This window comes from Dyadobacter sp. CECT 9275 (assembly GCF_907164905.1).
GTDB lineage: Bacteria > Bacteroidota > Bacteroidia > Cytophagales > Spirosomataceae > Dyadobacter > Dyadobacter helix.
The window spans coordinates 370364-381158 of record NZ_CAJRAF010000004.1 but is presented as its reverse complement, the minus strand read 5'-3'; the positions used below and the strand labels follow the sequence as shown (position 1 = coordinate 381158).

10 protein-coding genes are annotated in these 10795 nt (G+C 47.0%); all 10 read right to left on the bottom strand.

The window, feature by feature from the left end; all coding sequences use genetic code 11:
• Nucleotides 1-8 precede the first annotated feature (8 nt).
• The 10 genes from KOE27_RS27355 to KOE27_RS27310 all read right to left on the bottom strand — a co-directional run bounded on the left by KOE27_RS27355 (nt 9) and on the right by KOE27_RS27310 (nt 10738).
• On the bottom strand, nt 9-821 hold the full coding sequence (locus tag KOE27_RS27355; RefSeq protein WP_215242033.1) for a sensor histidine kinase: 813 nt from the start codon (nt 819-821) through the stop codon (nt 9-11).
• 8 nt (nt 822-829) lie between these two features.
• Nucleotides 830-1042, bottom strand: a complete 213-nt coding sequence (locus tag KOE27_RS27350; protein ID WP_215242032.1) for a hypothetical protein — start codon at nt 1040-1042, stop codon at nt 830-832.
• Between the two features lie 705 nt (nt 1043-1747).
• Nucleotides 1748-2143: a GxxExxY protein gene (locus KOE27_RS27345; RefSeq protein ID WP_310590085.1), complete on the bottom strand. Its 396-nt coding sequence runs from the start codon at nt 2141-2143 to the stop codon at nt 1748-1750.
• A 399-nt stretch (nt 2144-2542) separates the two neighbouring features.
• Nucleotides 2543-4018 (bottom strand): hypothetical protein, encoded by a 1476-nt coding sequence (locus KOE27_RS27340; RefSeq protein ID WP_215242031.1) that lies wholly within the window; start codon nt 4016-4018, stop codon nt 2543-2545.
• Nucleotides 4019-4042: 24 nt separating this feature from the next.
• Nucleotides 4043-5044, bottom strand: coding sequence for a DUF6807 family protein (locus KOE27_RS27335; RefSeq protein ID WP_215242030.1), 1002 nt, complete (start codon nt 5042-5044; stop codon nt 4043-4045).
• A 40-nt stretch (nt 5045-5084) separates the two neighbouring features.
• On the bottom strand, nt 5085-6404 hold the full coding sequence (locus tag KOE27_RS27330; protein WP_215242029.1) for a Gfo/Idh/MocA family protein: 1320 nt from the start codon (nt 6402-6404) through the stop codon (nt 5085-5087).
• A gap of 55 nt (nt 6405-6459) precedes the next feature.
• Complete coding sequence (locus KOE27_RS27325) at nt 6460-7614, bottom strand: four-carbon acid sugar kinase family protein (protein ID WP_215242028.1); 1155 nt, start codon at nt 7612-7614, stop codon at nt 6460-6462.
• Nucleotides 7615-7628: 14 nt separating this feature from the next.
• Nucleotides 7629-8663 carry a 4-hydroxythreonine-4-phosphate dehydrogenase PdxA gene (pdxA, locus tag KOE27_RS27320; protein WP_229253014.1) on the bottom strand — a complete coding sequence of 345 codons (1035 nt, stop codon included), beginning with the start codon at nt 8661-8663 and terminating at the stop codon, nt 7629-7631.
• A complete protein-coding gene (locus KOE27_RS27315) occupies nt 8664-9584 on the bottom strand; it encodes a dihydrodipicolinate synthase family protein (RefSeq protein ID WP_215242027.1) in 921 nt (306 codons plus the stop codon).
• Complete coding sequence (locus KOE27_RS27310) at nt 9581-10738, bottom strand: iron-containing alcohol dehydrogenase (RefSeq protein WP_215242026.1); 1158 nt, start codon at nt 10736-10738, stop codon at nt 9581-9583. Before KOE27_RS27310 ends, KOE27_RS27315 begins: the two co-directional genes overlap by 4 nt.
• Nucleotides 10739-10795 lie beyond the last annotated feature (57 nt).

The following is a 10795-nucleotide window of genomic DNA, read 5'->3' as shown; positions in this document are numbered from 1 at the left end:
AAGTATTTCTAGCGGCCGGACCGTCGGAGGGGAAGGGTGATGGTAAACCTGGCTCCATGTCCCTCTTTTCCGGAAGCCGAAATGGTTCCATTGTGACGGTCCATAATTTTTTTAGCAATGGCAAGTCCTATACCGGAACCCTCATACTTATCCTTGGTATTCAGACGCTGAAAAAGGGTAAATATTTTTTTGCTGTACAATTCGTCAAATCCGATTCCATTATCCGAAATCTCTATGGAGCAGGTACGGACAAGACCTTCTTTTTTAGGTGTAACTTCGATTTTTGGGTTTTCCCTGCTTGTTATTTCAACCATAAGGGGAACGTCCGGCCGGGAAAATTTCAGCGAGTTGCTGATCAGATTTTGAAACACCTGGCGGATTTGTCCACGGTTCACTTCCGCTTCGGGTAATGTACCAATGATGATAGTCGCCTTTTTTTCACTGATTAAAATTTCATAATCGTCCAATACCTCCGTCACTACCTCAGCCAGGTTCGTGATCTCAAATTCGTCCGTGTTTCCTGGCAATCGCGAATAACTCAGGATATCGCTGATCATGGTCCGCATTCTTTGGGAGGATGCAATGATTTTGCCAAGAAAGGATAAACTGTTTTCCGAAAGTTCATGCTGCTGCTTGTCGCGGAGCATCGTGGAAAAGATCAGTATTTTTCTCAAAGGCTCCTGTAGGTCGTGGGAGGCTATGGACGCAAATTGCTGAAGTTCATGATTGCTCGTTTCCAGTTCAGCATTTATTTCTTCAAGTGACTTGTTACTTTCCTTTAACAGTCGCTGAATTTCCTTCTGAAATGTCAGGTCAGTCACGATAATACTCAAAGAAGGGCCTTCATCCAAGTGTAGGGAAGCAACAGAAAGCTGACAGGAGAAGCGTTTCCGGCATCATACAGGGAACTGGAATTGTGAATCAGATCCCGGATGTCACGGTCCGATCTTAAAGTCTGAATGATGACCTCGTGAAAAACGATATCGATCTGATAGCTGTTCGTTACCTCCGTTGAGGTGGTTATGATTGTTATCTCTTCCATGGTTTTATGAATTAAGTTGATTCTTGCTTGTAGCAAGTTGTGGCAAATTGTATGCCAGTGTATTTCGAATTGAAGAGGATGCAGTATGGAGCTGGGATACCGACGCAAAGTAGGAATATGAAGATTGTGCTTTACCTCACCCTTTCCTACATCCTCCGTTTTACTTCATTTACGTTCTTCATACTGTCTTTGACATGTTCCAGATGTGCTTCCATTTCATGTTGAGCCTTGTCAAAATCTATGTCCGGCAGGGCTTCCAGGATGGTCACATGGTGGCTGAGGACACTTCTTGTAAAGTCTATCTACCATAAATGAAAGACGATCAGGGTAAAATGGAGTTGTATGAAGTTTCAATAAACCGGTCGCCGGGTGTATTTGATCCGTCCGGGGGGAAGGGCTACTTACTAAGGAGATGAGGAGTTGGGAGTTAAATGTGCTTCGGAAATGTGATCGTGGCGGCCGACTGTGGCATACTCAATAAAGATATTGGCATGACCAACGGAAACTTGAAGATTTTAAATGAGGGAGATATATACCAAAGCCGGGGCGGGCGGATTCTAAGCAGCCGCCCGCCCTACCAGAACAATCTGCGTTTATCCGTGGGAATTTAACTAAGGGTTGCTCGCAGATATTACAGATTTAGCCTGCAGATTTCCGCGGAGAAAAAACTGCGGTTACTTGCAGGTAAACCTTTTGCGCTGCCCACTAGTCCGTGAAATCCTGAAATCCATTTACCTTCCTGAAAATGGATTTTGAAATGTCATCGGAGTTGAAATTTACCAGCAAACCCAGCTTTAATCCTGATAATTTGAGGTATGTGATGATCTGTTTATGGTGGACATTTAATAACGTTTCAACCGATTTAATCTCAATTATGATTCTATTTTCAACCAAAATATCTAGGCGATACCCGATTTCCAGACTAAGTTCTTCATATACCATCGGCAAGCCTACTTGCCTGGCAAACGAGAGGTTTTTCTTGTGTAATTCATATGCAAGAGCTGCTTCGTATGCAGATTCAAGCAATCCGGGGCCAAGGTTGTTGTAGACATTAAAAATGCAGCCTCGGATTTCGTAGGAAAGTTCGTTTGTAGTCATCATGTGTGATAGTGTTTGGTGACAAGTTAAGAAATTCGTGAGAAATATTACCCGCAGATTTACAGGATTTTAATCCGCAGATTTCCGCAGACGAGTATCTGCGTTGATCAGCGGGTAAAGAATCAGCGTTTATCCGCGGGAGATATTTACCCGGCCGATTTGTAAGATTTCATCCCGCCGATTTGCGCAGAAGAGTTTCAGCGTTGATCAGCGGGTAAGGAATCAGCGTTTATCTGTGGGAAATATTAACCCGCAGATTTGTAGGATTTTACTCCGCAGATTTTCGCAGAAGAGTTTTAGCGGTGATCAGCGAGTTAGGAATCAGCGGAGATCCGCGGGAGATATTTAACCCGCAGATCTTTGCAAACACCTTAAATCAAATTGTTTCCTGGTAGGATTTCGTTACAACGACCATAACAAGAGACCTGCATCTGCTGATCTGGAGTTCTGGATCATATGCAGGCGCAGCAGGCCGGCTACCAGATCACTCGTTCCAAGTTTTGCCTCATAATAAGGATCTTTGGGTTCACGAACAAACAACTTCCCGCTCCATAGTTTATTGATGCCGGTATCTGCGTATTTTCCGGCCAGATCAAGAAGTCTGGTATCGCCTGTCACTTCATATGCATCCATGGAAAACTGAAGTGCACTGGCAAGGCTGTTCACTACGAAGGTGTCGGGCCACGAATGTTTCAGCAACATAGCGGAGATCTTTTTTACCATTTCCAGATAGGCCTTATCACCCGTAACTTTATAAAAATAGGCGGCTATCCTGCCAAAAAGCAGGATGTCCGCATTGCCATATCCTGTTTCCACAACGTTAACGAGTTCCTTGTTAAACACGGTGCCGTCTAGTTGCAGCTCTGTGACATACCCGCTTCTGGCTTTGTCCCAGGAGTATTTTTCCACGGATTTTAGCATTGTTTCTGCCTGTTTTCTGAAATGAGCAAAGCGGGGATCTACCTGCCATGATTTCAGCAGATAGTAGCTCAACAATCCCATGGAATTGATATTGGCATACATGCCGCTTGGGCGCGGGTCATCAATACAGCTGATGGTAAGATTTGTTTCCGGATTGCGGTATTTCCAGAAAAGTTTACCGGTTCCTTCTGCCCATCTTTTCCACTCCGGATTGCCGGTTTTTTTATAAAGAAAAGTAAAGGAATAACACTGTAAACCGGAATGTTTGATCCAGGCTTGGCCGCCGTCCTGATATTGTTCCAGGCCACGGTATTCGGGTTTCAGTATTTTATTCCATCTCGCGTGGCGGTTGTAAAGAAAGCTCTGGGTTACCGGTGACCGGAAGTGTCCTCTCACCCCGATGATGGCGCGGGTAGTTCGAGCCGAATCCATTTCCCACAAATTTGGCCAGGGAGGAGTATTTTCGATGAACTCATGTGTCAGGTAAAGTCCAGGCTGGTCCAGATCTCCTTCCCTTACTGAATCTGCATAAAAATTATAGTACAGATGTTCTCCCCAGCCCAGAAGTCCGGTGTAGGGATTTTGGCAAAGGGTTAAAAAATCATTGGTGTAATGGGTTGCGGCAGACTTGTATTTAGCGTCTCCGGTAAGTTTTGTTAAGGAATTTAACACTGTTATCGTTTGCACATCGTGATAATAATTACTTCCTCCTACGGCACGGTCTGACCCGCGGGTACCCTGGGTAGGAGGAACCTTCCACTTGGGTACACTCATGTCCCGTGTGTCGATGATGGAGGCTAGCATATCCGATTTTTTATCACCGTATACATCTTTGCCATGAGCAATGAGCTGGTCACAATGTTCTTTTACATAAAAAAGGTAGTCCTTTTTTTGTGCAAATGATTTCGCAGGAAAAAGCAGGTAGAAGCAAATTATTCCGGTGATGAAATTCTTCATAGACATACATTTACGAAATTCTGGTTACTCCTTTATTACTTTCAAATAATCCTGATAGGCACCCGCTATGTTCACTTTTTCACCATTGGGTTTGCAATAAATCAGTACCCCATAGGCCAGCCTGAATGTTTCTCCCTTTTTCACCACCACCGAGCTTTTTTCACCCTGTTTCATTGCATCGCGGCCAAAGGCGTTTGCAGCCATTAAACCGTAGTCCCGGGTATGGAACCAGCTGGGACGGAAATTTTTGGGGTCAGGCATGATGGCCACCCCCACATACTGGTTGTCGACAAGGCCACTGTAATCAACCCAGGCGGATGATTTCCCCCAGGTTTCTTTCCCGTCTTTCCGTCCTTCGGCATTGGTTATATGTCCTTTGCCATACTGTACAGAGAACTTCGTATTCACTCTTACGCCAAGTCCCATTTCTTCCTGGTCGCCGAAGGCAAAATCGCCGGCTTCCGCAGAAAATTTGCTGTCAGTCAGCAGCAATGTGCCGGTAGGCCTTACCAGAATCGTATATTTCACGAGTTCTGCCAGTACCCGGTCTTTGCCGTCGGTACTCATATAGTAGTTTCTTACCGTAAAAGTACCTTTTCCTGCTCCTCCTTCGGGTTGTTCCACAAACATTTCGTGTTCCACTTTTGCCTTGAGCCTCCAGTAGTCATTTCCGTTGATATCCCCAAAGCTGAGCCATATTCCGGGATGAAAAGTGGAGTGATCCTGAGGGTCTCCCTGCTGGGGAGGATAGTTACGTGTTACCTGAACACCACAGGCCGACTTCACATGGGCAAAATAGGGCCGCGATATTTTTGGGTCTTCGTATACATAACTTGCGAAGGGTTTTCCTCCTATGGTGATTGTCAGTTCACCCGGCTTTTGTTCAAATGCAACAACAGGTTGTTTAGTGCCCTTTTTTGACTGCTGAGCTGCCAACGGATTGTAAAATAGCATAGCAACAGACAAATATGCGGTCACTCCGATCCATTTTCTCAGGCCGGACAGTATCGTTTGTTTTTTTTTCATGATATGGTTGTTCAAGTTTTAGTTAACGGGGTATGAGTGTTTAACCTTTGTAGGGAAGTTCGTAACCTTTCCGGTATTCGCGGCCCAGCAAGGCATTGGCTTTGTCGTCAAACCCCGGGCATTTTACGATTTGTTTAATGGGGTCGTAGGTAATGGAAGGTGCGCCAAGGCGAGTGGTAATATTGGCCAGCATAGCCATATTGGTAGCAATAGCACCTCTCTCAATGGGTGAATTGAGCTTTGCAGGGTTGTTTTCCCGCACTGCCGTGAGGAAGTTAGGCATTATGGCCTCTACCTCAACAGGTGATTCTATCTTGATCTGTTCTTTTCCTTTCGTCACCACCACACCGCTGCGGCCAAACTCCATTTTACCGTCAGTACCATAGGCAACGTTTCCGTTGTCGTGGCCTTCGAGGTTGTAGGGTGTCCAAAGCCTCATTTCCCAGATGATCTGCGTGTCGTCATATTCAAAAATGGTGGTCTGGGTATCCGGAGTCTGGTGGTCGTCGTTGTAATAATATTGGCCGCCGGAAGAAATCACACGTTTTGGATAGCGGTCTCCCAGTGCCCAAACCGCTACGTCGATCTGATGCACTCCGTCGTTTGCGGCATCTCCGTTTCCATAATCCCAGAACCAGCGCCAGGTATAGTGCCAGCGATTTTTGGTAAATGGTACTTTTGGCGCAGCCCCAAGCCACATGTCATAGTCCACTCCTTTGGGAGGAGCCTCCGACGCAGCGCGACCGATGGCCTCGCGGTGCTGGTGATCAATGGCTTTAATGGTATGTACTTTACCAATGATACCATTACGTAACTGCTTCATCCCCTCTATATGTGCTCCGTTGCTGCGTCGCTGCGTACCGTGTTGCACACATTTGTTGAAAGCCTTGGACGCTTTCACTAGCAGGTTGGTTTCGCGGATGTTATGGCTGCACGGTTTTTCCACATATACGTGTTTGCCGGCCATCAGGGCATACAGCGCCATAGGCGTGTGCCAGTGATCCGGCGAGGCAATCGAGACCGAATCGATTGTTTTGTCTGTCAGGAGCTGTCTGAAATCGGCATACTTTTTTATCTTATCACCATTGGGCAGATCTTTTACTGCTTTTTCCAGCTGCTGGGGATCAACGTCGCAAACTGCCACCAGGTCGCATCCTTTGATATTTCCGAAGGTTTTGGTATGGTTGCGACCCATGCCTCCCGTCCCGATTACCGCGTGACGGATCATATCACTGGGAGCCGTCCGCGTCCATGCACTTTTTGCGATGTAAGGCGCGCCGATGATGCCGACGCCAGTCGTTCTGATAAAATCCCTCCGGGTAACTCCCGGTGAAACCGTTTCTTCTCCGTTTGCTTTCATTTTATTGGTTTGGTATAACTAAGGGTTGTTTGATTGGAATCTCTGACTGCTGGTTCTAATAGGGCCAGATAACATCCGGCCAAGTGTAACTACCTGGTTTTAAGGTTAAAAAAATATTTGCATTTTCTCTGACTTTCATCCGTATGGATCCAGGGCCCAACTCATTGACCGGATATAACCGGGTATATCCCAGTTTTTGCGTAACAGCATATGCGGTAGCTCCTCCTTCAATGATCAGTTCGTCGATCTCAGCTTCGTTCATTACGCTTTGTACTGCTGTCGCAACTGCCTGTCTTATTTTACACGAAACGTTTTCCTGTACGCCGGTGATTTTATCAATAGCGACAATAACCTTTCCAGTTTTTTGCAGGCCGTCACAAATCTCGTTTTTCCATCGGGCAAACAAACTGTGATCTGGCCCGTCATCTGTAAGCAGATTTTCAGGCATATAAGCAACGGCGTGCCCTGCCTGCCGAGCCTTTTGTACCAACATTCTGCTGTTATCGAATGCACTGCCACATATGTACATCATTTTTGGGCCTAACCGGAGCGGTGATATCTTCTGGTTTGCAGTCTGTTTTGGATGTGCTCTTAAAATGGCGTCAAAAAAACTGGATCCTCCCGCCGGAATCGTTTGGGAATCAATTTTTCTGACCCAGTTGTCAAGATCATCGGTATCGGATGTATTGCCTATGATGAGCCCCTTCTCCGGTAAAGCGTCGCCTATGGATACTACGGACGTGAAAGGCCGGACTGCTTCTCCCAAAAGATCAAGTACTCGGGAAGAAGTTCGTGCGTTTGATGTCCCGTTGGTAAAGCTGAATTCATTGAGCGGGATACCGTTGTAATAATAGATACCGTCCCGTATGGTCCTGTTTAATTGCGGATTGGCAGGGACAAGCATTGCCTTTTGTTTCCCGGAGGTTATGAGCTGGGCTGTTAATTCTGCCCCTACATTACCTCTTAAGATCGAATCTATTTTTTTGTAGATAAAATCAGGGTGCAGTGCAAGCAGTTCGGAAGTGATTTTTTGTGTTACATCTGCGGCTTTTTCGGGCGTCTGAGAACGTGTATCCGTTGCAATGATGAGAATATCGGCTGATATGTTTTTGTCGACCTTCGTTTCTATGACAACACTGAACCCATGGCGGATACCCACACCGCCAATTTCCGCCGCACCCGTAAAATCATCTGCAATAACTGCTATCATTCCGTTTAGTATATTTAAACCTTATTCTTAAAAAGCCTGACGGCATACTCAATCGCCAGGATCATGGCGTCGGGGCTTGCAATGCCCTTTCCCGCAATTTCCATGGCCGTCCCGTGGTCCACGGAAGTCCGGATAATAGGCAGTCCCAGGGTCATATTGACTCCCTTGACGCTGTTCATTTTCTTCGTTTCACTGTCCCAGGAAAAGCCTACCATTTTAAAAGGAATATGTCCCTGGTCATGATACATCACTACGCAGCCATCGTAACTGCCACCGATTGCTTTAGGAAACAGGGTGTCGGCAGGGATAGGGCCTTCTACTTGATAACCCCGGCTGAGAGCCTCTTCTATGGCAGGAATGATTTCGTTTTTTTCTTCCCAGCCAAACAGGCCTCCGTCACTGGCATGCGGATTTAAACCGGCTACTGCAATTTTAGGGCTGGCAATGCCTAACCGGCGGCAGGCGCCATGCATGAGTTCAATGGTATCCAGTATCCGGTCCTTTTTGACGAGGTCGCAGGCTTCTCTTAACGACACGTGCGTAGAAACATGGATAACCCTCAGGTCATTCTCCACCAGCAGCATGGCATATTTCTTTGTGTCCGTATAATGGGCGTAGATCTCCGTATGGCCCGAAAAACGATGCCCCGCCATTTGTATGGATTCCTTGTTGATCGGCCCGGTCACCGTTCCGTCAACCTGTCCTCCCATGGCAAGTCTGATGGTTTCGACCACGGTCTTAAACGCCACATCGCCTGCCGCGGCAGACATCTCGCCTTTTTTTAATGTTTCGAGCTTTACGTTGTTCAGGTCGTACACGTCGATTTGCCCGAAAAGGAATACCGCTTTCTCAACCGACTTAACGGCGTTTACTTTAATATCCAGCCCACAGAAACGGATCGCGTCCGCAATCACTTTTGCATCTCCCACGATCAATGGCCTGCAGATGGTATAAATCTCTTCTCTGGCCAGTGCCTTCACGGCTACCTCGGGGCCTATGCTCGCAGGGTCACCCATGGTGATCCCTAAAACGGGTCTTTGATCATTCATTTAATTCATGCTGTTTATTTGGTTCAAATCTCCGAAAAGAGATAAGGTCTGGCTTTGGACGGTTCGTTGTTCGTCTCTGGTTAAAGGGTACATTGGCGGGAGCATTTCTGGTTGGCAAAGCCCGTATGCGGCCATCATGGTTTTTAATACAGGAAGCGCTCTGCTCAATGTCCTGTCTTTTTGGTATAATTCAGAAATCCTGTCTGCCTTTTCCTGCGCCAGCCAGCCTTCATGTCCTCCGCCGGATGTGTAAATGACCTGATAGAGATGCGGTGTGAGGTTCCCGGTACTTGGAATGATTCCGTCCGCTCCAAGTTCGATGGCTTTGTGTGACATGGCCGCCCATCCCGACAGATATGAAAAATCAGTCCGTTCTTTCCATAATGATACCGACGTTTCCAGTCTTTCCATACTTCTTTCTGAATCCTTAAAGCCCACAATATTGGGGTGCTGGCTCAGCCGGTCTACCAAGCTTAGAGGGATGGATAAGTGGGTAGTGGCCGGGATGTTATAGATAATGAGAGGCGTCGGAAGGGCATCGGCCAGCTGGGTAAAATAGCGTTCCATCTGGTCGGGATCGGCGGGGTAATAACTGGGCATGGTGGCCACAAAAACCCCGATACCCAGGTCATGATACTGGCGGGCATCTTCGAGAGAGTCATACAGTGAATTTCCCGAAATACCTGCGTAAATTGTTCCCTTACCTGCTGAGGCATTGATTGTTGCTTTCACCAGTGCGAGTTTCTCAGACCGGGAAACGGAGGCAGATTCTCCGGTGGTTCCCAAAATAAAAGGATGCGCTCCGTTGCTAATGAGATGGTCTACCAGGATGGGCGTTGCAGAGCGGTCAATTCTGTAAGAGTTATCCACCGGTGTGACCATCGGTACTACAACGCCGCTGTATTTTTTTATTGCATTCATGATTTTACTCGGTTGAAGGCTTCGGAATATATTCTCTCAGCGTCGTCAGCATTTATTTCCCGGGGATTATTTTTTAACAAGCGTTGGATCTGAACCGCGCTGGCCGCCATGGTTTCCACGGCTTCAAAGGGGATATTAAGCTCGCCGAGACCGGATGGTAACCCGCAACTTCTGAGGAGGGTTTTGATCAGCTCAATCCCTGCCCTGGCAATATCTTCCTTGTCGCCCCGATCTTCCGCTCCCAGTGCAATTGCAATGTCCGCATACCGGTCGGTGGAGGAGGGGATATTAAATTCCATCACATAAGGCAGAAGCAGTGCTATCGAAAGGCCATGTGGGATGTGAAATTCTTTGCTCAGCGGATAGGCAAGTGCATGCACGGCAGCAGTATTGACTGGACCCAGGCACACGCCTCCGTACATACTTCCAAGGGCTATTTGAGTACGTGCTTCAAGGTCGTTACCGTTCAGATATGCCTTGTGAAGAAATCTGCCGATCAGCCTCACACCTTCCAGGGCAAGGAGGTCCATCATCGGGTGTGCAAATTTGTTGGTGTATGCTTCTATGCAATGGGCCAGAGCGTCTATTCCGGTTGCGGCGGTAACTAAAGGTGGTACACCGAGTGTTAGAGCCGGGTCTACGTAGGCGGCATCAGGTACGAGTTCCGGGCTGATCACCCCTACTTTGGTTCCTTCCGCATTGATAAAAATAGCATTGGGGGATACCTCACTTCCAGTACCTGACGTGGTAGGAATACATGCCAGATAGGGGGTCCTTTTTTTTGAAAAGCCATTGAGCAGAATATCTCCGATGGTGTGTTGATTGTGAAGTTTGGCCGCCACAAGTTTTGCAGTATCCATTACACTGCCTCCGCCTATACCGGCTACGCTGTCTGCCCCAAAATTTTCAGCTTCTTGCAAAAGTCTTTCAAAGTCTTGAAAACCAGGCTCATCTATGACGGAAGTATTTGTAAGAATAGAGATACCCGCCTTTTCCAGTGTGGTAAGCCTGGTTTGAATCAGTGCTGCCACAGGGGAGATGGTGATCAGGTACAGTTTTTTGAAGGGAAGTTTCGGGAAATCGGCAATGAACTGATCGAAGCTGCCTGGCCCGAACACCACCTTTCCCGGATTATATATCTGAATGTTTTTCACGCCGTTTTATTCAATTTTAACAATGGTTGTAAGCAATGTAATCGTTTACATTTTTAT